The following is a 25246-nucleotide window of genomic DNA, read 5'->3' on the forward strand; positions in this document are numbered from 1 at the left end:
AACCATGTCCAGCTCAAAAAACGCGGCAGTAGTCAACTACTCCGAGCAAAAATATTCTGTAGAACTCCGCGAGATTCCCGTACCTGAGATAGGGGAAGAAGATATTCTTCTAGAAGTGGAAAACGTCGGCGTTTGCGGCAGCGATCTGCACCAGTGGACCTCAGACCACAGCTGGCCGGTAAACTATCCAGTCGTATTGGGACACGAGTTTGGAGGCAAAATCGCCGCCTTGGGATCCAGGGTATCCGGCTGGAATGTCGGGGAACGCGTGGTCTCTGAGACCGCTGCTGTGATCGACAGCCAAAACCCCATGAGCAAAGTCGGTCTATACAACCTAGATCCTACTCGAAAAGGCTTTGGCTATGGCGTGAACGGCGCGATGACACGTTTCGTACGGGTACCTGCAAGATGCCTCCATCATGTACCCGAGAACCTATCCTTTGAGGAAGCCTGCCTGACCGAGCCCTGTTGCGTGGCTTATAATTCCGTGGTGGGAAATTCCAATATCAAACCTGGCGACCGCGTGATCGTGATTGGACCAGGGACAATTGGAATTTTGTGCGCCGCTATGGCTAGACTGTGCGGAGCAGAAGTCGGAGTCTTGGGGCTTGAGGGCGACCGGGCTAGGCTGGAAATCGCAAAGCAAGCCTATGGCTGCGAACCGCTCATCGGAGAGGATGCAGCGGAAGCCTGGGCGAGAAAGCGGGACGGCCTAGGGGCTGACCTTATTATCGACGCAGCTGGACATAGCATCACGCTGAAAATCGCCATGAAGATAGTCCGTCCTAATGGGCAGATCACCAAAGTCGGCTGGGGACCTCAGCCTCTCAATTTTTCCATCGATCCGATTGTACAGAAAAACATCCGGCTTCAAGGTAGCTTCAGCCACAACTGGCCTATCTGGGAGCGTGTGATCGCCTTGTTGGCAAGCGGCGCTTTGAACGTGAAGCCCATCATCGGCGGCGTATGGCCTATTACGGAATGGCATGAAGCCTTTGAAAAAATGCATTCTGGACAGGTGGTGAAGTCTGTGCTCAAGCCCGTCTGACATGCGACTCAAGGGAAAAGTAATTATCGTCACAGGCAGCACCACAGGCATCGGCAAAGCCATCGCGAAGCGATGTGTAGCCGAAGGAGCAAAAGTGGTTCTCCATGGCCTGGAGGAAGATCTGGGTTTGGAGGTGCTCGGTGAAATAGGCGAAAAAAACGCCGTTTTCCACTGTGAAGACATCTCCACCGATAGGTGCCCGGCGAACTTGGTTCGCGTGGCAGAGAAGAGTTTCGGCAAGCTGGATGCAGTGGTCAACAATGCGGCATGGGTCGTCACCTCCAACGTAAATAACACAGACCGGGCTTTTCTCCAAAAAATCCTCGACGTCAATACCATCTCTCCCTTTTTGCTGATCCAAGAGGCCTTGCCCCAACTTGCTAAAACCAAAGGCTGTGTGCTCAACATCGGATCGGTCAATGCCTGGAGCGGCGAACCCAATTTGCTCGCGTACTCCATATCAAAAGGCGGCCTGATGACTATGACCCGCAACCTTGGCGATGTGCTCATCCGAGACCATGGCGTTCGCGTCAACCAAATCAATCCCGGATGGGTACTGACAGAGCGGGAGCGGGAACGGAAAAAGGAGCATGGACTGTCCGAATCCTGGTATGAGGGATTGCCTCCAATCTACGCCCCCGCCGGAAGAATCCTTTGGCCTGAAGAGATTGCAGCGGCCTCCATCTACTGGCTTTCCGATGAAAGCGGCCCCATTAGCGGGCAAGTCGTCGATCTCGAGCAATATCCAATGATCGGTCGAAACGCCCCAAAAGACACCAGTACAATCAAATAAGTTGAAATAAATCAGCACAAGATAAAATGCCAAAATTAGCAGCATTCCCAAAGGCCTTTATGCAGGCACTTTGCAAAGACGGAAGTATGAAAATCGCCGATTGGGTCAAACTGGCGGCCCCATTGAACATCGACGGACTGGAATGGTACGCGGGATTTTTGGAGATGGAAAACGAAAAGAACTGGCCTGTTTTCCGCAGGATGGTTGAAGATGCAGGAATGGTCATCCCCATGATGTGTTGCTCTCCTGATTTTACCCATTTGGACAAGGCGTTTCGCGAAAAGGAAATCGAAAAACAAAAGCGCTGGATCGAGATGACTGACGTGCTGGGCGGAAAATACTGCAGGGTTCTTTCAGGTCAATACCGCCCCGAATTATCCATAGACGAAGGCATCAAACTCGCCAAAGACAGCATCGAGGCCTGCCTTCCTTACGCACAATCCCTTGGAATCACACTGATCATCGAAAACCACTACAAGGACGACTTCTGGGAATATCCGGAATTTGCCCAGAAGCGGGCTATCTTTACCAAGTTGGTGGACAGCATCCACCATCCCTTCTTCGGAGTAAACTACGATCCGAGCAATACTTTTCTCGCTGGCGAAGACCCTTTGGATCTGCTTTACGATGTCTCCGAGCGCGTTGTGACCATGCATGCCAGCGATCGTTTTTTGAAGTACGGCACCATCGAAGATCTCCGAAAAGAAGAAGAAGGCGGTGCGGTCGGCTACGCCAAAAGGCTGAGCCACGGCGAAATCGGAAAAGGGATGAACGACTACGATGCCATCTTTACCGAGCTGAAGCGAGTAGGTTTCGACTCTTGGATCAGTATCGAAGATGGCGTTGACGGGATGGACCAGCTGGAGCGTAGCGTGGCATTTTTGAAGAAAAAAATCGCGCAGTATTGGAAGTAAGTCCAAGGTCAACAGACGACAGTCGGCCGAAAATACTGAACCAAAACCAGAAACCCCGAATATTAACCAGCGGCCGTTGTCCGTGGACTGCCGACCGTTGACAAAAAACCTTACCATTTTGAAACTATCCAACTTTACCTCCATTCCTTCCCAGTGCTTCCTCGGCGAAGGCCCGCTTTGGCACTCCGGGCGGCAAAGCTTTTTTTGGGTGGATATCGAAAGGGGCAATCTTTTTGAATACCACAGTGCCACGGGTGTCACGAGTACGCGAAATTTTCCCCATCGACTGGCCGTGGTGCTGGAGGGAAAAGACGGAAGCCTGATATTGGGTTTGGACAGGAGGCTGGCACGATTCGACTTGGAAACCGAAGAATTGGAATGGCTCTGTGAGGTGGAAGAAGACCTTCCGCTCCATCGCTTTAATGACGGAAAAGTGGACCCAGTCGGCAGCATATGGATCGGCACGCTCAGTACCAATTTTACCGAGGGTGCAGGTTCACTCTATCGAGTTGGACGGGATCTGCATCCCAAAGCACAACTATCCAATCTCACGATCAGCAATGGAATGGCCTGGACTGAGGACAAAAAAACATTCTTCTTTATCGATACACCGACCCGTCTGGTTCGGGAGTTTGACTTTGACTTGGAGTCTGGACAAATCCAATTTCGAAGGGTAGCTGTGGAGGTGCCGGAGGAGTTGGGATTTCCAGACGGAATGTGCATTGACCGAGACGGCATGCTCTGGATTGGCCACTACGGAGGATCTGGAGTGTTCCAATGGAATCCAAAAACTGGGCAACTTTTGGAGAAAATCGAACTTCCGGTTCCGCATGTCACTTCCTGCTGTTTCGGAGGGGAAAATCTCGATATCCTTTTGATCACGACTGCCCAGGAAAACCTTACTCCGGAACAACTGGAAAAATATCCCCAAAGTGGAGATGCGTTCTTGGTGAAGGTAACGGTACCAGGATATAAAACTAGCGTGGCGATCTTATAACAAAAAGGCTGACCTCTTGGCCAGCCTTTGAAGCTATAGCATTGGCCTGAATTGCCTTAAGAATCTGACATCATTCTCGGTAAAGAGGCGCAGGTCTTTGATCTGGTATTTCAACATCGCGATGCGCTCGATGCCCATACCAAAGGCAAAGCCCGTGTATTTTTTGGAGTCAATCCCACAGTTTCCCAGCACGTTAGGATCGACCATACCTGAGCCTCCGATCTCTACCCAGCCGCTTCCTTTGCAGACATTGCAGCCTTTTCCACCACAGATCAGACATGAGATATCGATCTCAGCGCTGGGCTCTGTAAACGGGAAGAAAGAAGGCCTGAATCTCACCTTGGTCTCCTTGCCAAACATCTCCTTGGCAAAATGATAAAGCGTATTTTTCAAATCGGCGAAGCCGACATTTTCATCGACATACAAGCCCTCAACCTGATGGAAAATACAATGTGCACGCGCGGAAATGGCTTCATTGCGGTAAACCCTTCCTGGTGACAGTGTACGGATAGGAGGCTTTTGGTTTTCCATTACCCGCACCTGCACGGAAGAGGTATGGGTACGAAGGGCGATATCGGGATTCTTCTCAATGAAAAACGTGTCCTGCATCTCACGGGCCGGGTGGTTTTCAGGGAAGTTGAGCGCAGTGAAGTTGTGCCAGTCGTCCTCGATTTCAGGACCTTCGGAAAGGTTGAATCCGATTCGCTCAAAGATCTCAATGATGCGCTGACGAGTGGCCGTTAGCGGATGGATGCCTCCCAAGGGATAGTTGGACGGAGGCAAGGTCAGGTCAATATCGGCTGACTTCGATTTCTTGTTTGCCGAGTTGACCTTTTCGATCAGCTCCTGGAATTTTTCCTCGGCCAGCTGCTTCACACTGTTGACGACCTGCCCGTATGCTCTTTTTTCCTCGTTGGGAATTTTCCCCATCGCTGCGAACAGTTCTCCTACGACGCTCTTTTTGGAGATAAACTCCATTCGGTAGGCTTCCAGTTGATCCGGGGTGGTGGCATCGGCCGCTGCAATGGCCGCTTTGATCGCTTCGACTTTCTCCTGGTACATGGCTTGGGATTTAATCAGGGCACAAAGCTACCATTTTTAGGCTTTTTTGGGTAAAAGCCAGCGGCGAAGTCAACACTGAACCTGCGATTCCTCGATTTTTTTTATTCCAGCTCAATCCAAGTCGGAAATCCGCCTCGTAAGTGCTTTCAACTTTACATCAAGAACTCTAAAAATCAAAAACCATGAACAATCTAGTGAAACTGGCTTTTGCAGCCTTCGTATTTTTGTCAGCCAATCTGGCCTATGCGCAAATGGAAAAGACCGTCGAAGTGGGCGGTGCTCCAATGTATCCCTCCAAAAATATCGTGGAAAACGCAGTGAACTCTGCCGATCACACCACCTTGGTGGCTGCAGTGAAAGCTGCCGGCCTTGTGGAGACCCTCCAGGGCAAAGGGCCCTTCACAGTCTTTGCCCCCGACAACGCAGCCTTTGACAAGCTTCCAAAAGGAACTGTTGAGACTCTTTTGAAGCCTGAGAATAAAGGTCAGCTGACCTCGGTACTAACCTACCATGTTGTGGCGGGCAAAATGGGCTCAAAGGAGATTGCAGCTGCAATCAAAAAAGGAGATGGAAAAGCGACCCTGACCACTGTGCAGGGGGGTAGATTGACTGCATGGATGAAAGGAAAAGATCTCTACATCACGGATGAAAACGGAGGACAATCGAAAGTCACCATCGCGGATGTATGGCAGTCCAACGGCGTAATCCACTCAGTGGATACCGTGGTACTTCCTAAAATGTAAGCAACAATCACCTTAACCAAAAAGGCCGTCTGGAATGATTCCAAGCGGCCTTTCTGTTTCCAGACCATTTTCCCTACCAGGTTCTTCCCCCTGAAGGCCGCCCCATTTGCCAAGGCTGCCTCGGCTCCTCGTCGGACTGCTTGAAGTTGCCAAGGATGTAGGTGAAGGTGAGCATGCCGTATCGCGTGAGCACATTGGTGTATACGTCCGTCACTGACACATCCGACACGGTTCGACTGATGCTGTTGTTTTGGTTGAGCAGGTCAAAGATGACTACTTTCAGCTCGGCCTTGTTGTTTTTGGCAAAACGGTAGCCGCCTTCAATATTCCAAAGCCAGAAGTTCTGGTCGAAGCCTTCCGAAAGTCCGCTGTACAGCGTATGGGCGACGTTGTTTCCGACAAACACTTTCCCGTTTTGCGACGAGAGGTAAAGTCGGATATTCGATTCCTGCTGATAGTAGTTGTTGTCAAGATCCTGTTGCAGGCTGGAGTTGACGATGTTGTAGGTACCTGTGGTCTGTATGGAAAAGTCCACGTTTTTGCTGATGTTGGAGCTGAAGGTCAAGCCCTGGCTGAGAGCAAGGTTGTCGTTCAGGTTCCTGTCCCCATTGATCATGCCCGGGGTTCGGTTGAAGCTTACCCGGCTATTGGTGTTAAACTGGGTTTTGATTTTCTTGATCGGTGCACCGTAAGTTAGGAAGAGACTGGTCCTCCAGTTTCCATCCAAGTTGACGGGCTGGGAAATTTGACCTCCTGAGCGCAATAGTATTTCCCCGTTGATCAGGGTGTCCTTGGCAGTGATGAAGGTATTGTTGCCGATGTAGTTGTTGGTCGCCGAATAATTCACAAACATGAAAAGGGTCCTCGACTTTTCCATGTACACCTTGCTGATGTTGGCGAAAATGTTGTGGTTATAGCTCTGGGCTAGGCTTGGATTACCTACACTCATGTTGAGCGGATTTTGGTTGTTGACCACGTTCTGAAGTTGGGAGACGTTTGGTTCGTCTGTGTCCGTTCTATAACGGAACCTCCAGCTGAAGCCCGTCTCACGGTTGCGGTAGTTGATGCTCGCACCAGGAAGCACATTGCTGAAGTCCCTTTTAAAAACTCCCTCTGTAGGGAAGAAAGACTCATTGTCCAAAGTGGCAAACTGATAATCCAAGTTCAGGTTGATACTATAGCCCTCTTTGTTGTAGGCATAGCCGGAGCGCAACCTTTGAGTGATGAACTTGTTGTCAAACTCATTGGAAAGAGCGGTATCCAGCACAGGCCTACGCTCGTCGTCCAAAATATAGGTCTTCTGGTCCGCGATCGTTTTGTTGTTTCCGATCTGATAGCCCAGTGTACCGATGGAATTTTGCCCCAACGGTTCCGTCAGGGTCGCGTTGATCCGGTAGTTGAATCCCTCATTCAAAGCGTCCGTATCCTGAAGCGTGGTGTCCAACAGGTTCCTATTAAAATCCCTACTGGCGGCAAGGAGATCGGAGTTTTGGTCCCGGTTGCTCCACGCGGTGTATATATCAGTCGAAAGCGTTCTTCCCTTTTTTTCAAACTTGTAGCGGTAGGTCAGGTTGTTGGAGATATTGAAAGCTTGGGTCTCTGCATCGGTGATGGATCTCAAGGCAGATAGCGAGTCTCCCGTGCTAGCCAAAGTCAAGGCATCCCTGTCGCTAAATGTCTTATTCGTTTGGAAAGAAAGGTTTGGTGTCAGGATGATGGAGTTCTTTTCATTCAAGTCCGCCTCGATTCTTGCATTTGCGCGATGGTTGTAATTGTCCACCGTGTTGATGAGGTTCTCCTGGTAATACTGTCTCAGGTCTTCGTTGACCACGGTCTCCCGGTTGGTGATCTGCTGCAGCGTGTTGGTGGTGTTGTTGAAAAAGTAACTTCCCGTGAAATTAACTTTGTCTCCCCACTTGTCCGAATAGTTCAATCCAAGTGCATTGGTCGTGACTATGCCCCCCGAGTTTCCGACGTAGAAATTGTTGTTTCCACCGCCCCAGCGACCTCCGCCGCCACCGAAGCCTCGGCCTCCGCCGCCAGAAGCATTAGCAGACAAACCCGCCAGATCTTGGCTGGAGAAGTTTTGTTGGTTGATGTTGTTGAACAAGCCCAAAACGGAAATCCTTTGGTCTCCTTTGAATAGATTGACGCTTCCTCCTGCGGAATAGCGTTCATCGGTGCCAAACCCTCCATAGGCTCTTCCAAATGATCCGTTTTTACGGTCTTCTCTCAGGATAATGTTGATAGTCTTGGTGTAGTTGCCGTCGTCAAATCCGGTGAGTCGGCTTTGATCCGAGCGCTGATCCAATACCTCCACCCTATCGATGGCGTCTGCTGGGAGATTTCTCAGCGCAATATTGGGATCACTGCCAAAAAATTCCCGGCCATCGACGAGAATCTTCTGCACCTGTTCTCCTTGAGCTTGGATTTGCCCTCCCTGCATCGTGATGCCGGGCATCTTTCTGATCAAATCTTCGGCCTGGGCATTTTGTTGGGTTTTAAAGGCATTCGCGTTGTAGGAAGTGGTGTCTCCCCGCTGCTCGCCGACTGGCGCTTGCCCTTCGATGACTACTTCTCCTAGTACTTTGGTATCCTCCAAAATAAAAAGCTCACCCAGCTCCACTGGGTCTCGGAAGCTGTGAATCTTGGTGATCGTCGCGTAGCCTAAAAAAGAAATTTCAAGCTTTACCTCTGGAATCGCCGGCCTGGCGATCTCAAACTCTCCATTTGGCCCGGTAACAGTTCCCCTGAGCAGGGAATCGGTGACGGTTTTGATTGTCACGTTGGCGCCAATCATGGGCAGTTTGGATGTCCCGTCCGTCACTTTCCCGGTAAATTTCCGCTCTGGGCGGCTTTGTCCGGCCGGGCGCTGCCCGTAGACAGACGCGCCACACAACAAACTAAAAATCAGGATGATAAAAAGGTATGTCTTTTTCATAGAATTCAAAGTTCACACCTTTGACCAAAAGATTCAGCCGACGGTTTAATCCGGATCGATATAAAATTGGAAAGGATATTTTAGAGGATGGATGGTCTAAAATTCCTTTCAAAATACCAAGCCTTTCAGACCTGGGCCATGATCTCCGGATAGGAAATACCAAAGTGGCTGTTGTCATATACTGCTCGTCCATTTCGGACGATGATGACTTGGGGTGACTCATGGGGAACACCAAATTCGGCCTCGATCTGGTTGGAGAGACTTCTGAAAGCAATGAGGTCCAAAAAGTATGGTACTACCCTCTCCCCATCCTCCGTCTTCCAGTTGCGCAGCAGTCTATCCAGAGACATGCTGCTGACTGAACATCGGGTGCTGTGCTTGAAAATCAACACCGGCTTGGAAGTGCTTAGCGCCTTGATTTCCTCTATTTGGGTCGATTCAGTGAGTTTTTTCCAGTTCATTGTCGTGATTGCTTACTTTTGGGGCAATTGTTGCATGGGAGGAATCAATTACCTATTTCCGTCTTGGTTTTGCTATGAAAATAACCAACAAACGCCGATTTGTTCCATCTGACTACCTAGGCTTGATCATTTTTTGTGCCATCACGGCCTGCAAGAGCCTAAACCCCAACGCCAATCCCCCGCTTCCGCGGATTCCCGATGCCTATTCGCAGGTAAACTTGCCTCTGGAGATCCCCATCGAGACCTTGGAGATTCTAGCCAACCAACGCATTCCACTGGTGCTTTTCGACGACCGAGGAATCGAAATGGGAAATGGGATAATCGGAAATCTGGCTTTTACCCGAAACGGCATGGCAAAGGTAAAAGCCGTGGACGAAAAGCGACTAGAGCTCACCCTTCCGATCCAAGTCAAGGGGGAAGTAGGTTTAAAACCTGGTGGACTACGAAACCTATTTCAGTCTAAAGTCCCCATTAACCATTCCTTTGCACCTGTGGTGCTATTTGATCCGGGAATCAACTCCAATTGGTCTTTGGGGATTTCTGAATTTGAGGTGGAGGAACTTGGAGGAAAAATGAGCCTAAACGTCTTGGGAATGGAACTGGATCTAACGCAAATGATCCAACAGGAGATCCAAAGGTATGCAGCCAAAAACCTGACCTCAAATCCCGATTTGCTCCCACTCAAGCCACTGATAGATCGGGCTTGGAACCAAGTAGGAAGGCCTGTCCTTGTGGAATTTGAAGGAAAGAAGATGGCCTTTTCGATCCAGCCCGATTCGGTGAAACTTTCGGAAAAATTCACACCGGGCCAAAGCTATGATCTGAACTTGGGCCTGTCCGGGAAAGTAAATTCCCATCCTGTGGACGCTATGCCGAGTAGGGCTTTCCCCTTACCCAAGCTAACCGATAACAAAAACACTGGAAATTTTCTCGAAATCCTCATCCCGCTTCGCTTGAGCTACTCGGAGATTGATCAGCTGCTAAGCGAAAACTTCGAAAACCAAGCTATCCGTGTCAACAAGACTACCGTTTTCCGTCCTAGTAATTTCCGGTCCCAAGCATTTGGGGATAGACTTGGGATCTGGATGGACTTCCACGCAGAGCAAGCCGATGGAAAAAAAATCGACGGAAGCCTATTTTTGGTCGGCTCTCCGATATTCGAGCCAAAAGAAAAAATCCTGATTTTCGACCAGACCAACTTCCATTTGGAAAGCGACAGCAAAAAAGCAAGAATGGCTGCCTCGCTGAAAAAAGGCAAGATCATCCGGCAGCTCGACAAAAAGCTGCGCTTCGAAATGGCGGAGGTGATGGAAGAAAGCTTAAGCGGAATTCGGGAAAGGCTAGCCCTGCAGACACCCTATGGGGACTTGAAAGTTGAAGACTTGGAGATCGTACCCGATGGATTTTACCCCTCCGCGACCGGTTTGGAGATACAGCTGAAAGCCACAGGAAACGTAGCTGTCGATTGGAAATAATGAAAGCTGCCCGACTTTCGCCGGGCAGCCTGGAGATTTGGACGATTGACTATTTTAATTTTTTCATCATATCCACTGCCACACCCTTGATATCATCATCAAGGAAGCTTTTGGAAATCTTGTCGATTTTTGATTTGAGGGTCGCTCCCAACTTGCTCGCCTTGGCGGATTGCAAGGCAAACTTGACCACCGAAGGACTGCTGTCATCTAGGGAGTGCTTGAGGATCGCTTCGGCAGCGCCTGTACTTCGTTTTTGAGCTCCGTAAGCAGCGGCTACCCTAATCGGTACGGATCCAGAGGCGGCTGCTTCTTCCAGTATTTGATCCGCAGCGTCTCCTTCGATATAGCCGACAAGATAGGCGGCCTTCATCGCGAGGTTTTCGTCACTTCCGCCGACCAGTTCTTTCAGAAATGGAAGTGCAGACTCTCCAAATTTGAGCCCAGCAGCCGGATAGTCTAATTCATCCTGTCGCAGAAAGGCCAGAAGTTCATCTGGGTTAAACTCCCCGGATGCTGCTGATTTTCGTTTTTGTGCCATGATCGTCTGGATTTAAAGTGGAGTACTGAGGTTCGAATTGCGCATCGTCGTGGACTCGGCGGCAGTCAGGTCCGGAGGAGGGTTCGTAATGTTAAAAGTCCCGTTTCCTGTCATGAGCCGATCATTGTTGTTCACATGGTTGAGTCCCAGCACATGCCCAAACTCATGTCCCAAAGTCCATCTGCTGGCAGATCGGACTACGACGCAGCCCGGTCTTCCCGCAGGATGAGCTGCGCAGCCATTGTAACCCGGCACGGTACTTCGTACATAGTACACGACTAGGTCATTGCCGGACATGAAGTTTCGGTTGCCAAAGAGCGAATTCTGCTCGGCGGTAGTCTGTCCCATGAAGCATCCTCCTACATCCACGTCGGTCAACGTTGGGAGATTCAGATTTTCTGTGGTGACCCAATCTACCCGGATCCCGGAAACTGCCCAGACCTCCTGCATTGCAGCAAATTGCTGATTCAGGGTAAAAGAGGTAGGGTTTTCAAGGATTTTCACATGAACTCTTACCCTTTCCCTGAGCACTCGTACTCCAGCCGTAGGCGACCAATAAATGCTCCCTTTTTGGAAATGGGAAATCCTGCCAGTGCCTCCAAAAACCACCAGTTCGTCCGAGGTTGGGTATCCCACGACACTCTTTTCCCACCCTATAGAAGCCCAATGCTGTCTAATGAGTCCATGGACTTCATGGGCACCGGTGGTCGGAGTCCAATAGATGCTTCCTCCCTGGAAGTGGTTGTACCGACCGACCCCGTCCGGAGTTGTGTTTTCATTGGTCAAGGGATAGCCTAGAAAGCTCTTTTCCCAACCCAAACTGGAATATTTGGAACGAATCGCCCCATGAACTTCCCAAGCTCCGGAGGACGGGCTCCAGTAAATGCTTCCCCCCTGGAAATGATTGTATCTGCCAATCCCGTCGGGACAGGCTGATTCGTCAGTCAGAGGATAACCCAAAAAGCTCCTCTCCCAGCCCAAAGACTGCCAGCGAGCCCTAATCAGCCCATGCACTTCATGGGCACCTGTGGATGGATGGTAATAGATCGATCCATTTGCATAATGCTGATAAGAACCCACACCGTCCGGACATTTATTGATCGGAGTAGTGTTTGGTCCCAACCAGCCTCCCGGACCTCCCAAGGCCTGGTATTTCAGGGTAATGGGATGCTGAAAAATCTGGATATTCTTAATCAATTCCAGATTCAGCTCTGTCCTCACCAAAGCGGGGTCAATTTTGAGTTTTGACATAGGACTATCGTAAAAATGTGAAACAAAAAATTTACTTAATATAATGACAATATATTAAAAATCAATCTATGATAAATTATATTTTCATTTCTAACGCCTTAATTCATCTAGTAGTTTTTCGTCAAATTTTTAAAATCGTGGATCCCTTTTTGTTGGCTTTTTTTCAAAAGTTTCAACAACAGCTGTGCCGTCAGGAAGGCGTCTCCTGCTGCAGTGTGCCTATCGTCCGTTTCGATTCCATACCTACTGCACAGCGCGTCCAAACTATAGCTTTCCAGTTGGATCCTACTGCGGTCAGCCTGAGGCCCGTGCTCCAGCCTAATCGCCAGATTCAGTGTATCGATGACCGGATTGGGCAACTTCTCAACGCCAAAAGGCTTAAGCAATTTGATTATCATCTCCAGATCGAATCCCAGATGATGCCCGACGAGAATAGAATTACCAAGATATTTCAACAGAAGCCGCGAAAACTCTTCGGTCGAAATCTGGTTCTGTATCCCTACCAATCCATGTATAGGTGCCGACTTACCTCCATGGCCTTTCGCCGCAGGGTACCATTCCACTGCGCTGGGAACTTGGATCCTAGACTCTGAAATCTTCACGGCACCAAAGGACAGGATGGAGTCCTTTGTCGTATCCAAGCCTGAAGTTTCCGTGTCAAGAACCGTAAAATTCAAATGCTCGATTGATCGAATTCCAGAAATCACCACTTCATTTTCGGCAAAAAATTCTCTCACGAAGTCCAGCCTCTCCCGCTTGGGTTTCCAAAACTGCCACCAACTCATCGCCTGAAATAGTCAAGTTGGAAGCGGATATTGACGACTTCCTGCAACTCTGAAATCGGGGAGAAGGTATTCTTTAGGAGTTGGCGCTGGATTTTCCCCAAAGATTGGGGTTTAATATATCGTCCGTTGTTTCGCTGGTGAAGCCCCTCCAAGGCCCTCATGCGCATCAGAATTTCGTAGGCTTTGCCAGCTTGAGAGAAAAGCTCCGCATTGCTCGGCTCCAGCTCCGAGAGCTTTTCAAATCTCTTGAAGGTATTGTTGATTCCTACGACCTGATGGCTCAAAATGAGCAATCGCGCCAAGTCGGTCAGGGGAAGCATTGCCCTGGCTTTGATGTCAAACTGATCCCTGTTTTCGCCGGATTTCTCCACGACAAAATCCTTGAAAAAGCCCAACGGCGGGGGATTTTTCAGTGCATTTTGAGCGAGGAAGTTGAGAAAAATCCGCTTTTGCCCTATCTCTTTATACACGTGCTGAGTGAGTTCCTCCACAAGAGACTTTGATCCGGCTACCGACCGGTAGTCAAAAAAGATCGAAACCTTCATCAGCGCTTCAGGGCTTGGATGGTGTATCCAGTCGGAAAAGTAGTTTTTCCAAACAGAAAGCGGCTGGACCCACTCAGGATTGCTGGCCATGATCTTCCCCGGACAAGGATCAAAACCACAGGCCAAAAGCACTTCAACCACATTTTCCCCTAACTTTTGAAAGTATTCGGAGGCTATCGTCTCTAGCTCAGGAGGCACATCTTGGTACAAGATCGCGTTGTCAAGGTCCGTCCTCAGAAGCTGCTCCTCCCTTCCCTCGCTACCCAGCGAAAGAAAACAGAATCGGGTCTCGCCCATTTCGGGAAAGTCCGGTTTGAGTTTTTCTTTGGAAATTTTCAGGGCTTGTGTGATGATCACGTCGTTGATCTCCGTCATCACCGATGCTACAAATTCCATCGAGATCTCATTTTCGAGGTAGTACCGCAGCATTTGTTCCGCCCGGTCGCGGATCAGCCTCATGTCCCGCACATCCAAGGTATTCATCATCCCGTGGATCAAGACTGCAGGGCTGTTGCCCATAGAAAGAAAAATGTCGTGGTCGGCGATAATTCCGCAGACCGGACTATCTGAGCTGCCGTCTTCTGTCAACACCAAATGGTGGAGCCTGCGGCGGATCATCTCAAGGTAGATGGTCGTGAATCCGTCCTGCTTTTTCACCGTGACCACCGGAGATGTCATCACTTCTGACACGGGTTTTTTCGGAGAAAAGCCAGAAGCTACGACTTTGCTTCTTAGATCCTTGTCGGTCAAAATGCCCAGCGGGAAGTCTTCCCCGCTACAAACCACGATACTGCTAACCTGGGAATTCGTCATGAGCTGGGCGGCATCTTCTATGCTTGTGTCGGGAGCACATTTCAGGACGTTCTCCGAGTACCTGACTTGCGCTGGGTCGGAAAAAATCAGGAGAGAATGGTCTCCCGTAGTATTTCTGAATAAACTTCTCGCCTTCTGTCCTTGGGAAAGATCCTGCCGGACCACCACCTGCCCCGCAGCAAAACCCGCAGCAAAAAAAAGTGCAACTCGGCTATTTTCCTCCAATACCTTTTCAAAAACCTCCACCGGAACGGCATAAATGAGACTGTTTTCGATGATTTTGGAGCTGAGAAGATAGGGGCGTTTTCCCAGTAGTGCCAACACGCCAAAGACATCCCCTTCATCGCAGACTTCGCGGATTTCATCTCCATTTGGCGTGTCTTCTACCAAATGGACAAGCCCCTCCTTCAGGATAAAAAAGTGCGGTCTCGCCGCCTCTCCCTGTCGAAACAAAGTCTCACCTGACTCCAGATATTGAATCTCGACTGAGCGCGCGACCGGTTCGAGTTCGCTTGGACTGAGAAAGGAAAACGGAGGGAAGCGCTTGAGAAACTCGGCTACCCGCTTGACGATGACATTGCTCATTTACATCACTAAAGGCTAAACTGAATCATAGACTGACAGAATGACAAGGAAATTTCCCGGCTCAACATTTGAACAAATCGAAACTTAAGCTATTGTAAATGAAGGGTCTTTTCAAATTTTTCCGGCCATTTCGCCGACTTCTTTGGGCATTGATCGTGGCCTTCATGGTTGGTGTGCACAATTTCTACAAACAGGAAATGGACTCTCCAGATTCGATTGTGTCTTCTATAGAGATGGATTCGGAAGAAAACGACTCTACTCCGAAAGACTAAAAAAAAGAGCCGGGGACTCCGGCTCTTTCACTTTCTATTTCCTTCCGGCAATGATCTTTTCGACCACTTCTGGATCGAGTAGCGTCGATGTATCTCCGAGACTATCCAAGCTTCCTTCCGCCACTTTCCTTAAAATCCTTCGCATGATCTTTCCCGAGCGTGTTTTTGGCAAACCCGGGACGATCTGTATCTTATCTGGCTTGGCAATAGGACCTATGATCTTGGAGACCGCATCTTTGATCTCATTGATCAGATTGTCCTCAGTTCTATTGGTCATATCGCAAATGACATAGGCGTAGATGCCTTGTCCTTTTACTTCGTGTGGATAGCCGACCACCGCGGACTCGATGACTTTAGGATGTTCGTTGATAGCGTTTTCTACCTCGGCAGTACCCATTCTATGTCCTGAAACGTTGATCACATCATCCACCCGACCGAGTATGCGATAGTAGCCGTCGTGATCGCGCTTCACCCCATCGCCTGTGAAGTACATGTTTTTGTAGGTCGAGAAGTAGGTTTGCTTACATCGCTCATGATCGCCGTAGGTAGTACGGATCATCGATGGCCATGGGAACTTGATGCAAAGGTTGCCTTCGACGGAATTGCCCGTCAGCTCATTTCCCTCTGCATCTACGATGCAAAGCTGAACTCCCGGGAGTGGCAAGGTTGCGTAAGCGGGTTTCGTTGGCGTGATCCCAGCCAAGGGTGAAATCATGATTCCCCCAGTCTCAGTCTGCCACCAAGTATCCACAATCGGGCAGCGTCCCTGTCCGATATGGTTGTGATACCAATGCCAAGCCTCTTCGTTGATAGGTTCTCCTACTGAGCCCAGGACTTTCAGGGAGCTGAGGTCTTTACCCTGAATTGGAGCAGTTCCAAAGGCCTGAAGTGCACGGATCGCGGTAGGCGCAGTGTAGAACACATTGACCTGGTGCTTTTCGATGACTTCCCAAAATCGGCCCGGACTAGGATAGGTTGGCACTCCCTCAAACATCAAGGTAGTAGCTCCGGCCAACAAGGGACCATATACGATGTAGGAATGTCCAGTGACCCAACCAATATCAGCCGTGCACCAATACACATCCCCTTGGGAATATTGGAAAACATTGTCAAAGGAGTACTTGGTATACACCATGTAGCCGCCAATGGTATGGACTACTCCTTTGGGTTTGCCGGTGGAACCGGAGGTGTAGAGGATAAAAAGCATATCCTCACTATCCATTTCTTCGGCTTGATGGATTTCGGATTGACCCGCCAATACCTCATGCCACCAAAAATCCCTTCCTGAAACCATGTTGGTTTCTTGACCGGTTCTTTTGTACACGATCACGGTTTCGACCGAACTCTTTTCCAACGCCTCATCTACCACCGATTTCACTCCGATTTTTTTGCTTCCCCTGTAGTTTCCATCAGAGGTCAGGATAGCCTTTGCTTCGCAGTCGATGATACGGTCCGCTAGAGAAGAACTTGAAAATCCCGCAAAAACCACTGAATGGATGGCACCAATCCGAGCGCAAGCCAGCATTGCTACGGCAGCCTCTGGCACCATGGGCATATAAATAATAACCCGGTCGCCTTTTTTGATCCCTTTGCTCTTTAGCGCATTGGAAAACCGGCACACCTCGACGAAAAGCTCTCTGTAGGTCAGCGTACGCGTGGCCTCTCCCGGCTCGTTGGGCTCCCAAATAATAGCGGGACGATCCCCGATGGTGTATAAGTTGCGCTCAAAAATGTTTTCGGTAATATTCAATTTCGCATTGAGGAACCACTTTACATCAGGCTTCTCAAAATTCCATTTCAGCACGCTGCTCCAACGCTTTCTCCAGTGAAATGAATCGGCAATTCTAGCCCAGAATTCTTCGGGCTGGGCAACGCTTTTCTGGTATTCGTAAAGGTACCCGCTAAGGGTATGTAATCGGTCACTCATGGTAATGGAGGTTATAAAGGGGGAATGTTTCTTTTAGTGATTTTGGGCAGCGCCTGCGCCCTTGGGAATCCTGATATTCTGGATTAGATCCTGTACCTGCTGAGGTGGTGCAGGAGTAAATTTAGAAATGCCAAAGCATACGGCGAAATTCAGCACCATACCCAAAGAGCCAATTCCCTCGGGCGAGACTCCAAACCACCAATTTTCCGGGGTGTTGAGCTCAGGATGGAGGAACTTAAAATACACGATGTAGCCGATAGTGAAAACCAAACCAGAAATCATCCCGGCAATCGCTCCCTGCTTGTTGGTCTGGGTTGAGAAAATCCCAAGGATAATTACCGGGAAAAAAGAGGCAGCTGCCAAGCCAAAGGCAAAGGCGACAACTTCGGCTACAAAACCCGGAGGATTAACCCCAAAATATCCAGCAAATATCACCGCTCCAGCGGCAGCTATCCGGGCAATCAGCAGTTCTTTTTTTTCCGAAATTGTCGGATTGAAGGTTTTGACCAAATCCCGAGACACCGAGGTGGAAATCACCAAAAGCAATCCGGCAGCGGTGGAGAGTGCTGCAGCCATGGCCCCGGCAGCGACCAGTCCGACGACCCAATTTGGCAGCTTGGCGATCTCGGGGCCAGCAAGCACCATGATGTCCTTGTCGATGGAGAGTTCATTGGTATCAGGATCGGCGAGGTATTGGACCTTCCCGTCTCCGTTCTTGTCATCAACAGAGATGAGATTTGTCTTTTGCCAGTTTTGTATCCAAACTGGAAGCTCGGAGATGTTTTTTTCCGAGGTGGAGTTGATGGCGTTGTAAATCCCAAAGGCAGCCACAGCTGGAGCGGTCGTGTAGAGGATTGCGATGAAAAACAAGGCATAACCTGCTGAAAGTCGGGCATCTTTCACTTTTGGAACCGTGAAAAAACGTACGATCACATGGGGCAGCCCAGCTGTGCCCACCATCAAGGCCAAAGTGATCATAAACATGTCCGTCATGCCTTTCCTTCCCGAGGTATATTCAGCAAAGCCCAGTTCTGACAGCACACCATCAAGTTTTTCCAAAAGGGGAGTACCGTCGGCCACACTCCCGCCAAGACCAATTTGGGGGATTGCGTTGCCGGTCAGCTGCATGGAAATGAAGATAGCCGGTACCATGTAAGCGAAGATCAGCACGCAAAATTGGGCGACCTGCGTATATGTGATGCCTTTCATTCCTCCAAGCACCGCATAGAAGAACACAATACACATTCCGATGATCACACCCGACTCGATCGGAATTTCCAAATAGCGCGAAAAAACGATTCCCACACCTCTCATCTGTCCCGCCACATAGGTGAAAGAAATGAAAAGCGCACATATTACCGCAACTACCCTCGCTTTGTTGGAATAGTATCGGTCTCCCACAAAATCCGGCACGGTGAATTTCCCGAACTTTCGGAGATAAGGCGCAAGCAAAAGTGCCAAGAGTACGTATCCCCCCGTCCACCCCATCAGATATACCGAGCCATCGTAACCAGAGAAAGAAATCAATCCAGCCATGGAGATAAACGAAGCGGCCGACATCCAGTCGGCGGCTGTTGCCATTCCATTTGCCAAGGGGGATACTCCCCCTCCCGCCACATAAAATTCTTGGGTGGAGCCGGCTCGCGTCCAAATTGCGATCCCGATATACACTACAAAGGAAAGTCCGACAAGAAGATAGGTCCAGGTAAGTATATCCATAGGTGAATTCAGTCTTCGTGAACGTCAAACTCCCTGTCTAGTCTGTTCATTCGAAGCACATAGACGAAAATCAGGATAATGAATGAATAGATCGCGCCCTGCTGGGCAAACCAGAATCCCAGAGGATATCCCCCGAGGTGGTAGCGATTTAGGGGCTCTACCAAAAGGATTCCAAAACCGAAAGAAACGACAAACCAGACAACCAGCAAAACCATGAGCGTGCGCAAATTTTTCTTCCAATAGGAAGTCATTCTGTTTGGCGTTTCCTTCATAAAATCGATGCGGTTTGAGGGTAAAAAAGCGGGTGAAATAGCGGCTAAAATGCCATTTCTAGGATAGAAATTTCTGCTTTTTAATCCAAAAATGAAATACTTGATTCTGGAGACAGAATCCAAGTCATTTTCTGCTAAAAGCCAAAAATTTTTGAAAGTCTTGCCACTTTTCTTCAAAAACCGAACAGAAGGCTACAGATTCTTACAAAAAATCTGGTGGATTTCTAAAAGGTGGGAAATCACACAAAGTACTCTGACGCCATCGCCAATGCCGCCGCCACGAATGTGACGATGAGCTTGTTGAGCTGAAACTTGTGATGGGGACTGCTCTCAAAGAAAATCGTCGTGGAGATGTGGAGAAATCCACCCGTGACCAAGCCGTAAAGAAGTCCGATGCCTTCGTTGGAGAGGGCCCCTTGACTAATAAAAAAAGCGCTGGAGAACATGCCCAATGGAGACGCCAAAGCGAAAATAGTCAATAGAGCGAGTGTCCATTTTTTGCTCAATGAAGCCGAGAGCACCGCAGCCAGAGCAAAAGCGGCCGGCCCCTTGTGCATGATGATACCCAACAGCACAGTCTTGTCGCTGTGGGAATGTCCCGAGACCAGTGAAGTCTCTGGCATGGCTGAGCCATGTGACAAAAGTGTACCCTCCAGAAACGCGTGGATAAACAAACCCAGCATCAAGGTAATCACGCCTTTGGAAGTCTCAGAATGGTGCTTGTGGATATGGCCGTGCTCTATGCCCGATGACCAAAACTCCAGCAACTGCTGCAAGAGAAAGCCAATGAGGATATAGAGGCCCATCCGGGAATTGCTATATCCCGAACTAAACAGCTCCGGCACGATGTGAAGAATGGTGATGGAAAAAAGGTACGAGCCCGCAAAAACCAGGGCCAATTTGAAAAATCTATCCTTGAAGGCCGGCGCAAAAAACACCAAAGAGCCCGAAATCATCGCAGTAAGAAAAAGAATCAGAAAGTTTATTCCCATAGTCAAAATTCGGCTTTTCGGCTAGTCGAAAATGCCCAGTCTGGTGATAACTCTTGCAAAGGTAAGAAAATTCAATAATGTTGCATTTAGCAAGGCTATTTTACCGGGAACGACAAAAAATCAGTCAGTTCGGGACTGACATATTGCTTCAGCTTCCCACTCCTTTCATTATAAATGAAGAGCATTGCCAGGTCCGATCGGGAAGAGTCCAGTTTCATTGCCTCTCTCCAACCGAGCACCATCAGGGCATCGGACAGGGCATCGGCTGTCTTTGCGTCAGGGCCCACCACCGTAACTCCCAAAAGTCCGTGCCTGACCGGAAGGCCAGTCCTAGGGTCTAGGGTATAGGATAGACGAACCGAGTCTTCGGTATAGGTTTGTTGGAAATCGCCTGCGGTGGAAATTGCTTTATTCTGAAGCGCAACAATTCCATCGGCCCGAGCTCCTAGACTGTCCGCCAGGTAGTACACGCCTATCTTCCAGAGCTCGTCGCGCTCGTTCTTCCCCTTGGCCAAGTTTTCACCTCCGATTTGAATCAGGTAATTTTCTATGCCACGCTCCTCCAGAAACTCCGCCATCATGTCCATCAGATAGCCTTTGGCGGATTTTGAAAAGTCCAGAAAAATGCCGCTAAACGACTTGCGCACCAAGGTATCGGTCACAGCGATTTTTTTTAAGCCGACAAGCGGAAGAACCAATCTTATATCCAAACTGTCCTGCAATCTGGCACCCGCGCGAGAGAATGTCCATACGTCCTCTATCGGCTTCATAGTCGGGTCGATCGCGCCTCCATAGAGGTCAAATACCCGATTCGCTTCCCCGAAAACATCCAACAAAACCGATGATGGGGACAGGAGGGTGTCACGAAAATTGAGCCGGTTGATCTCGGAAGTCGGCTCGGAAATGGAAATGATCAGGCTAAAGGCATTGATCATCGAATCTATCGACGGCTTGAAGACTCGATTATCCTCGTCCAGATATGTCACGCGATATTCCGCGTCCAGTGCATTGCCAAAGAATGCGACTTTGCCTGGCTGGTGGGGCTCCAGATTCCTGTTTGCCGAACGCTCCTCCCGGGTTCGCCAGGCATAGACTAGCAACACAACAGCAAAAAGTATCAGTGAATAGACAATGTTTTTCCTAGCGTTGGGATTCATTGAGCGGGAGATTTCGGGACGAATTTAGGCCATTTTTTGTCAGATCGGATAAAATGGAAAAGATCTCCGCATGGGGTTTTGTTTATATTTGTGCGTATCCCAAACGCCATGAGAGAAGACTATCTGAGAGGAGATGAAGAGCAACTAAGCCCAAAGGACCGGGAATTTGAGCGCGCACTGAGGCCTTTGAGTTTTGAGGATTTTACGGGTCAGGCCAAAATTGTAGAAAATCTTCGGGTTTTTGTCCATGCAGCAAAAAAGCGCAACGAGCCGCTCGATCATGTCCTGCTTCACGGGCCTCCGGGTTTGGGCAAAACCACGCTTTCCAATATCATCGCCAACGAACTTAAGGCTGGGATCAAGATTACTTCCGGGCCCGTTTTGGACAAACCTTCCGATCTGGCAGGACTACTGACCAATCTTGAAGAGGGCGATGTGCTTTTTATAGATGAAATCCACCGACTCAATCCCATCGTGGAGGAGTACCTCTATTCTGCAATGGAGGATTTCCGTATCGACATCATGCTGGACAGCGGCCCCAATGCCCGTACAGTTCAGATTTCCCTGAGTCCTTTCACGTTGATCGGCGCGACGACGCGATCCGGATTGCTCACCTCTCCATTGCGGGCCAGATTTGGGATCAATTCCCGGTTGGAATACTATGACGCCAAGCTTTTGACCGATATCGTGTCCAGGTCTGCGGGGATTTTGCAAACACCGATTGATGAGATTGCGGCCTACGAAATCGCCCGCAGAAGCCGAGGTACACCCCGGATCGCCAACATGCTGCTGCGACGAACGAGGGACTTTGCAGAAGTTAAAGGCAATGGCACCATCAACCTGGAAATTGCAAAAATCGCCCTCAATGCTTTGGATGTGGATGAAAACGGTCTTGATGAGATGGATAACAGAATCCTGCTCACCATTATCGAAAAATTCAACGGAGGACCGGTAGGCCTTGGTACCGTCGCCACTGCCTGCGGTGAGGAGGCGGAAACAATTGAGGAGGTATACGAGCCTTTTCTTATTCAGGAAGGCTATCTCAAGCGAACCTCAAGAGGGCGTATGGCTACAGAGCTCGCCTACAAACACCTGAGGATCAAACCAACCGGCGCTACGGGAACTCTATTTGATCAATAAAAATCAACAAACCTAACCGTGTCTCATTCTTCTTTTGGCTTATTGTTTGCGCCAAAAATATAACCAAGAATTGCTGTTAGCACCGGTAATAGGAGATTCAGTAATATCAACTGAGCTATGGATATGAAAAATGCTCTGACATCATTCTTTTCCTCCTTTACCAACTTAAACACCTCCAGCTTTTTGGCGAAAAGAGAGTCCGCAGGATTTAATTGGGAAGTATCAAAATCTGACGTTGCATCCAGCGGTTTAAAAAATAAAAACAAGAATAGCATCGCTAAGCATCCAATAATAGTCCATAATACAAATTGAGACAATTTATATCCAATTATCGGTAACGATGGTTCCAAAACAGTTGGCTTCGATGTACTTCCAGAAAACACATCGTCTTCCGCCATAGCCGACAAATCCACCTTGTTTGGAGGGAAGGTGGAGGAGCCTCCCGGATCCTCCACCTTATCTTGATACTCTCCGGCCATGGCTATTTCTTATATTTGGCCATTTCAAGAGTCGGCATTACCACCTTTTTCAAATCCCCTCCTTGATCATCAGTAGTTATGAGTACTCGTTTGTTTTTAGCTTCATTAATAGCCCATTTGTAAAATGTAAGAGCTTCTGCGGTAAGCTGTGAAGCCTTTTCAATACCAGTTTCCTTTTTCAGTTCTTCAATGAACTTATCGTCAATATTCAACCTGATCTCAGCCATTATAAATTAAAGTTTGTTTGTATCAAAATACGAATTACCGGACAAAACATCCAAATTTTATCCGAATTTTATCCATAAAAATTCCAAATCACATTTGGATTGTCAGAAAAAACACGTAGCGACTTGTATTTTTTGAAGGCTGTAAACTCAAAAAGTGGCCGTGATGAATCTTTTTTAGACCAAAAAATCAAATGTTGGATTTTAAGATCCAAGGCCTAAAACACCAAATTGAAATGATTTCCCATTTCACTCCCCTGAAAACAGGATGCACATCTCGGTTGAAAACGTATTTTAGGGACTTCCACACACCTGATCCAAAAAACTGATGAAAGTCGTTCAGTACTTTTTCTTGATTTCCTTTTTCTTATTTGCTTCTGCCGGATTTCCCCAGCAGAAAATCAACTCGCCAAATGTAGTCCTGATCATCACAGACGATCAAGGCTATGGAGATCTAGGCACGCATGGGAATCCGCATATCCATACGCCGACTATCGATGCTTTCGCTGCAGAGAGCGTCCGTTTCACCAACTTTTATGTTTCCCCCGTATGCGCACCCACTCGGGCAAGCCTGATGACGGGGAGATATTCCCTCCGAACAGGCATCAGGGACACCTACAACGGGGGAGCCATGATGGCCGGAAGCGAAATCACCATAGCAGAGCTCTTACGGGCAAAGGGCTATGCGACTGGGATCTTTGGCAAATGGCATCTCGGCGACAACTATCCCATGAGGCCCAGCGATCAGGGGTTTGAGGAATCCCTAATCCATCTGGCAGGAGGCATGGGGCAGGTCGGCGACATCAGTACCTACTTTCAGGGAGAAAAAAGCTATTTCGACCCAATTTTATGGCACAATAATCAACAACAAAAATATCAAGGATATTGCTCAGACATATTCGCTTCGGAGGCTATCAAGTTTATCGAGAAAAACAAAGATCGCCCATTCTTCACCTACTTGGCATTCAATGCCCCGCATACCCCACTTCAAGTGCCGGAGGAATATTACCAACGATACAAAGACATCGATCCATCAGCTGGATTTGGTGGCGATGGAAGACCCTTTTACCCGATGTCTGAGAAGGACAAAGAAGATGCGCGAAAGGTCTACGCCATGGTCGAAAATATAGACGACAATCTCGCAAAGCTCTTTTCCAAGCTTGAGGAATTGGGAATCGAAGAGAATACCATCGTGATTTTCATGACCGACAACGGACCCCAGCAGCAACGGTATTTGGCCGGCATGAAAGGACGCAAGGGCACCGTCTACCAAGGAGGCGAAAAAGTGCCATTCTTCATTCGATATCCTGCGGGATTTACCGGAAATCGAGATATCTCTTCTCTCTCGGCCCATTTGGATATTCTGCCGACTCTGGCAGACTTGTGTGGCCTTGACGTACCTAGCGATCGGAAAATTGATGGACAAAGTATGCTTCCCTTGATCTCAAATTCAGGGAACGCCACAGCGGACCGAAGCTACTTTTCCTATTGGACGCGCAAATATCCTGAGCTCTATGAGAATATTTCGCTCCAGAAATCAGGATGGAAGTTGGTTGGGAATACCGGCTACAGTTCGGAGATAGAAGACTTTGAGCTATATGACTTGAGCAAAGATCCTTTTGAAAAGCAAAACCTCGCAAAAAAACACAGCTCAAAAGCAATGGAGCTAAAATCTGAGATGGATCATCTCATCGCAGAATTGGTCAAGGAAGAAAATCTGATCCATCCCCCGCTGATTCAGATTGGATACGAAGCCGAAAATCCAGTAGTTCTTAATCGCAACGATGCTTCCGGCGAAAGAGGCATTTGGGACCAAGAAAACATTCTTGGCTATTGGAGGGTAGCCATCACCCCGGGTGTGTATGATATCAGGTTTAAGTTTATAAAACCAGTACCACCTCTTGGCAAAATGACCTTAGAGATCGGTAACCTAGCCAACGTCCTCTCAGACAAATCCGAGAGCGAGATAGACATTTTGGAAATGAAAGGGGTGAGGCTAGAACAAACCGAAGGAGATCTGCTGCCTTTCTACACGGTGGGAGGCAAACGATACTTCCCTTTTTGGGTAGAGTTGGAGAAAAAAAAATAACGACAAGAAGCAAATTCTTCGGCT

At 48.8% G+C, this 25246-nt stretch carries 23 protein-coding genes; 9 read left to right on the plus strand and 14 right to left on the minus strand.

Annotated elements, in window-relative coordinates; genetic code table 11:
* The first annotated feature begins 4 nt into the window (after window positions 1-4).
* From J0A67_RS14290 to J0A67_RS14305, 4 genes are all read left to right on the plus strand, one after another.
* Window positions 5-1048 (plus strand): zinc-binding dehydrogenase, encoded by a 1044-nt coding sequence (locus tag J0A67_RS14290; protein WP_206570040.1) that lies wholly within the window; start codon window positions 5-7, stop codon window positions 1046-1048.
* Window position 1049: 1 nt separating this feature from the next.
* Complete coding sequence (locus J0A67_RS14295) at window positions 1050-1841, plus strand: SDR family NAD(P)-dependent oxidoreductase (RefSeq protein ID WP_206570041.1); 792 nt, start codon at window positions 1050-1052, stop codon at window positions 1839-1841.
* A gap of 26 nt (window positions 1842-1867) precedes the next feature.
* Window positions 1868-2755 carry a sugar phosphate isomerase/epimerase family protein gene (locus tag J0A67_RS14300; protein ID WP_206570042.1) on the plus strand — a complete coding sequence of 296 codons (888 nt, stop codon included), beginning with the start codon at window positions 1868-1870 and terminating at the stop codon, window positions 2753-2755.
* Window positions 2756-2873: 118 nt separating this feature from the next.
* Window positions 2874-3752 carry an SMP-30/gluconolactonase/LRE family protein gene (locus tag J0A67_RS14305; RefSeq protein WP_206570043.1) on the plus strand — a complete coding sequence of 293 codons (879 nt, stop codon included), beginning with the start codon at window positions 2874-2876 and terminating at the stop codon, window positions 3750-3752.
* Between the two features lie 33 nt (window positions 3753-3785).
* Here J0A67_RS14305 and J0A67_RS14310 read toward each other — a convergent pair whose 3' ends face one another.
* Complete coding sequence (locus tag J0A67_RS14310) at window positions 3786-4814, minus strand: phenylalanine--tRNA ligase subunit alpha (protein WP_206570044.1); 1029 nt, start codon at window positions 4812-4814, stop codon at window positions 3786-3788.
* A gap of 182 nt (window positions 4815-4996) precedes the next feature.
* On the opposite strand from J0A67_RS14310, the gene J0A67_RS14315 reads away from it, so the two are divergent.
* Window positions 4997-5557 (plus strand): fasciclin domain-containing protein, encoded by a 561-nt coding sequence (locus J0A67_RS14315; protein ID WP_206570045.1) that lies wholly within the window; start codon window positions 4997-4999, stop codon window positions 5555-5557.
* A gap of 73 nt (window positions 5558-5630) precedes the next feature.
* Here J0A67_RS14315 and J0A67_RS14320 read toward each other — a convergent pair whose 3' ends face one another.
* A complete protein-coding gene (locus J0A67_RS14320; protein WP_206570046.1) occupies window positions 5631-8498 on the minus strand; it encodes a TonB-dependent receptor in 2868 nt (955 codons plus the stop codon).
* A gap of 125 nt (window positions 8499-8623) precedes the next feature.
* Window positions 8624-8959: a bacillithiol system redox-active protein YtxJ gene (gene ytxJ, locus J0A67_RS14325; RefSeq protein WP_206570047.1), complete on the minus strand. Its 336-nt coding sequence runs from the start codon at window positions 8957-8959 to the stop codon at window positions 8624-8626.
* 74 nt (window positions 8960-9033) lie between these two features.
* Here ytxJ and J0A67_RS14330 point away from each other — a divergent pair, with 74 nt between their 5' ends.
* The gene (locus tag J0A67_RS14330; protein ID WP_206570048.1) at window positions 9034-10434 is read left to right on the plus strand and encodes a DUF4403 family protein; all 1401 of its coding nucleotides are present in this window, start codon (window positions 9034-9036) and stop codon (window positions 10432-10434) included.
* A gap of 49 nt (window positions 10435-10483) precedes the next feature.
* Here J0A67_RS14330 and J0A67_RS14335 read toward each other — a convergent pair whose 3' ends face one another.
* The 4 genes from J0A67_RS14335 to J0A67_RS14350 form a co-directional block, all read right to left on the minus strand.
* The gene (locus J0A67_RS14335) at window positions 10484-10972 is read right to left on the minus strand and encodes a HEAT repeat domain-containing protein (protein WP_206570049.1); all 489 of its coding nucleotides are present in this window, start codon (window positions 10970-10972) and stop codon (window positions 10484-10486) included.
* A 12-nt stretch (window positions 10973-10984) separates the two neighbouring features.
* Window positions 10985-12223, minus strand: coding sequence for a hypothetical protein (locus J0A67_RS14340; RefSeq protein WP_206570050.1), 1239 nt, complete (start codon window positions 12221-12223; stop codon window positions 10985-10987).
* Between the two features lie 107 nt (window positions 12224-12330).
* Window positions 12331-13008, minus strand: a complete 678-nt coding sequence (locus tag J0A67_RS14345; protein ID WP_206570051.1) for a 3'-5' exonuclease — start codon at window positions 13006-13008, stop codon at window positions 12331-12333.
* Window positions 13005-14951 carry a DUF294 nucleotidyltransferase-like domain-containing protein gene (locus J0A67_RS14350; protein ID WP_206570052.1) on the minus strand — a complete coding sequence of 649 codons (1947 nt, stop codon included), beginning with the start codon at window positions 14949-14951 and terminating at the stop codon, window positions 13005-13007. Before J0A67_RS14350 ends, J0A67_RS14345 begins: the two co-directional genes overlap by 4 nt.
* 98 nt (window positions 14952-15049) lie before the next feature.
* On the opposite strand from J0A67_RS14350, the gene J0A67_RS14355 reads away from it, so the two are divergent.
* On the plus strand, window positions 15050-15223 hold the full coding sequence (locus J0A67_RS14355) for a hypothetical protein (RefSeq protein ID WP_206570053.1): 174 nt from the start codon (window positions 15050-15052) through the stop codon (window positions 15221-15223).
* A gap of 34 nt (window positions 15224-15257) precedes the next feature.
* Here the strand turns inward: J0A67_RS14355 and acs are convergent, their stop codons facing one another.
* The 5 genes from acs to J0A67_RS14380 form a co-directional block, all read right to left on the minus strand.
* Window positions 15258-17150 carry an acetate--CoA ligase gene (gene acs / locus J0A67_RS14360; RefSeq protein WP_206570054.1) on the minus strand — a complete coding sequence of 631 codons (1893 nt, stop codon included), beginning with the start codon at window positions 17148-17150 and terminating at the stop codon, window positions 15258-15260.
* A 33-nt stretch (window positions 17151-17183) separates the two neighbouring features.
* Window positions 17184-18869 carry a sodium:solute symporter family protein gene (locus J0A67_RS14365; RefSeq protein ID WP_206570055.1) on the minus strand — a complete coding sequence of 562 codons (1686 nt, stop codon included), beginning with the start codon at window positions 18867-18869 and terminating at the stop codon, window positions 17184-17186.
* Between the two features lie 8 nt (window positions 18870-18877).
* Window positions 18878-19141, minus strand: coding sequence for a DUF4212 domain-containing protein (locus J0A67_RS14370; protein WP_206570056.1), 264 nt, complete (start codon window positions 19139-19141; stop codon window positions 18878-18880).
* Between the two features lie 239 nt (window positions 19142-19380).
* The gene (locus J0A67_RS14375; protein WP_206570057.1) at window positions 19381-20133 is read right to left on the minus strand and encodes a ZIP family metal transporter; all 753 of its coding nucleotides are present in this window, start codon (window positions 20131-20133) and stop codon (window positions 19381-19383) included.
* 95 nt (window positions 20134-20228) lie between these two features.
* Window positions 20229-21290 (minus strand): FAD:protein FMN transferase, encoded by a 1062-nt coding sequence (locus tag J0A67_RS14380; protein ID WP_206570058.1) that lies wholly within the window; start codon window positions 21288-21290, stop codon window positions 20229-20231.
* Window positions 21291-21398: 108 nt separating this feature from the next.
* On the opposite strand from J0A67_RS14380, the gene ruvB reads away from it, so the two are divergent.
* Window positions 21399-22430 carry a Holliday junction branch migration DNA helicase RuvB gene (ruvB, locus tag J0A67_RS14385; protein WP_206570059.1) on the plus strand — a complete coding sequence of 344 codons (1032 nt, stop codon included), beginning with the start codon at window positions 21399-21401 and terminating at the stop codon, window positions 22428-22430.
* Window positions 22431-22453: 23 nt separating this feature from the next.
* Here ruvB and J0A67_RS14390 read toward each other — a convergent pair whose 3' ends face one another.
* Both J0A67_RS14390 and J0A67_RS14395 read right to left on the minus strand, forming a co-directional pair.
* Window positions 22454-22909: a hypothetical protein gene (locus J0A67_RS14390; RefSeq protein ID WP_206570060.1), complete on the minus strand. Its 456-nt coding sequence runs from the start codon at window positions 22907-22909 to the stop codon at window positions 22454-22456.
* Between the two features lie 2 nt (window positions 22910-22911).
* On the minus strand, window positions 22912-23136 hold the full coding sequence (locus tag J0A67_RS14395; RefSeq protein ID WP_206570061.1) for a hypothetical protein: 225 nt from the start codon (window positions 23134-23136) through the stop codon (window positions 22912-22914).
* A gap of 325 nt (window positions 23137-23461) precedes the next feature.
* Here J0A67_RS14395 and J0A67_RS14400 point away from each other — a divergent pair, with 325 nt between their 5' ends.
* Window positions 23462-25222: an arylsulfatase gene (locus J0A67_RS14400; RefSeq protein ID WP_206570062.1), complete on the plus strand. Its 1761-nt coding sequence runs from the start codon at window positions 23462-23464 to the stop codon at window positions 25220-25222.
* Window positions 25223-25246: the final 24 nt, after the last annotated feature.

The sequence above is a fragment of the Algoriphagus aestuariicola genome (assembly GCF_017254835.1).
Classification (GTDB): domain Bacteria; phylum Bacteroidota; class Bacteroidia; order Cytophagales; family Cyclobacteriaceae; genus Algoriphagus; species Algoriphagus aestuariicola.

Excerpts from the sequence above, each read along its gene's own strand:
- J0A67_RS14290 (WP_206570040.1), top strand. The coding sequence starts at position 5 with ATGTCCAGCTCAAAAAACGCGGCAGTAGTCAACTACTCCGAGCAAAAA.
- J0A67_RS14295 (WP_206570041.1), top strand. The coding sequence starts at position 1,050 with ATGCGACTCAAGGGAAAAGTAATTATCGTCACAGGCAGCACCACAGGC.
- J0A67_RS14300 (WP_206570042.1), top strand. The coding sequence starts at position 1,868 with ATGCCAAAATTAGCAGCATTCCCAAAGGCCTTTATGCAGGCACTTTGC.
- J0A67_RS14310 (WP_206570044.1), bottom strand. The coding sequence starts at position 4,814 with ATGTACCAGGAGAAAGTCGAAGCGATCAAAGCGGCCATTGCAGCGGCC.
- J0A67_RS14315 (WP_206570045.1), top strand. The coding sequence starts at position 4,997 with ATGAACAATCTAGTGAAACTGGCTTTTGCAGCCTTCGTATTTTTGTCA.
- J0A67_RS14320 (WP_206570046.1), bottom strand. The coding sequence starts at position 8,498 with ATGAAAAAGACATACCTTTTTATCATCCTGATTTTTAGTTTGTTGTGT.
- ytxJ (WP_206570047.1), bottom strand. The coding sequence starts at position 8,959 with ATGAACTGGAAAAAACTCACTGAATCGACCCAAATAGAGGAAATCAAG.
- J0A67_RS14330 (WP_206570048.1), top strand. The coding sequence starts at position 9,034 with ATGAAAATAACCAACAAACGCCGATTTGTTCCATCTGACTACCTAGGC.
- J0A67_RS14335 (WP_206570049.1), bottom strand. The coding sequence starts at position 10,972 with ATGGCACAAAAACGAAAATCAGCAGCATCCGGGGAGTTTAACCCAGAT.
- J0A67_RS14340 (WP_206570050.1), bottom strand. The coding sequence starts at position 12,223 with ATGTCAAAACTCAAAATTGACCCCGCTTTGGTGAGGACAGAGCTGAAT.
- J0A67_RS14345 (WP_206570051.1), bottom strand. The coding sequence starts at position 13,008 with ATGAGTTGGTGGCAGTTTTGGAAACCCAAGCGGGAGAGGCTGGACTTC.
- J0A67_RS14350 (WP_206570052.1), bottom strand. The coding sequence starts at position 14,951 with ATGAGCAATGTCATCGTCAAGCGGGTAGCCGAGTTTCTCAAGCGCTTC.
- J0A67_RS14355 (WP_206570053.1), top strand. The coding sequence starts at position 15,050 with ATGAAGGGTCTTTTCAAATTTTTCCGGCCATTTCGCCGACTTCTTTGG.
- acs (WP_206570054.1), bottom strand. The coding sequence starts at position 17,150 with ATGAGTGACCGATTACATACCCTTAGCGGGTACCTTTACGAATACCAG.
- J0A67_RS14365 (WP_206570055.1), bottom strand. The coding sequence starts at position 18,869 with ATGGATATACTTACCTGGACCTATCTTCTTGTCGGACTTTCCTTTGTA.
- J0A67_RS14370 (WP_206570056.1), bottom strand. The coding sequence starts at position 19,141 with ATGAAGGAAACGCCAAACAGAATGACTTCCTATTGGAAGAAAAATTTG.
- J0A67_RS14375 (WP_206570057.1), bottom strand. The coding sequence starts at position 20,133 with ATGGGAATAAACTTTCTGATTCTTTTTCTTACTGCGATGATTTCGGGC.
- J0A67_RS14380 (WP_206570058.1), bottom strand. The coding sequence starts at position 21,290 with ATGAATCCCAACGCTAGGAAAAACATTGTCTATTCACTGATACTTTTT.
- ruvB (WP_206570059.1), top strand. The coding sequence starts at position 21,399 with ATGAGAGAAGACTATCTGAGAGGAGATGAAGAGCAACTAAGCCCAAAG.
- J0A67_RS14390 (WP_206570060.1), bottom strand. The coding sequence starts at position 22,909 with ATGGCCGGAGAGTATCAAGATAAGGTGGAGGATCCGGGAGGCTCCTCC.
- J0A67_RS14395 (WP_206570061.1), bottom strand. The coding sequence starts at position 23,136 with ATGGCTGAGATCAGGTTGAATATTGACGATAAGTTCATTGAAGAACTG.
- J0A67_RS14400 (WP_206570062.1), top strand. The coding sequence starts at position 23,462 with ATGAAAGTCGTTCAGTACTTTTTCTTGATTTCCTTTTTCTTATTTGCT.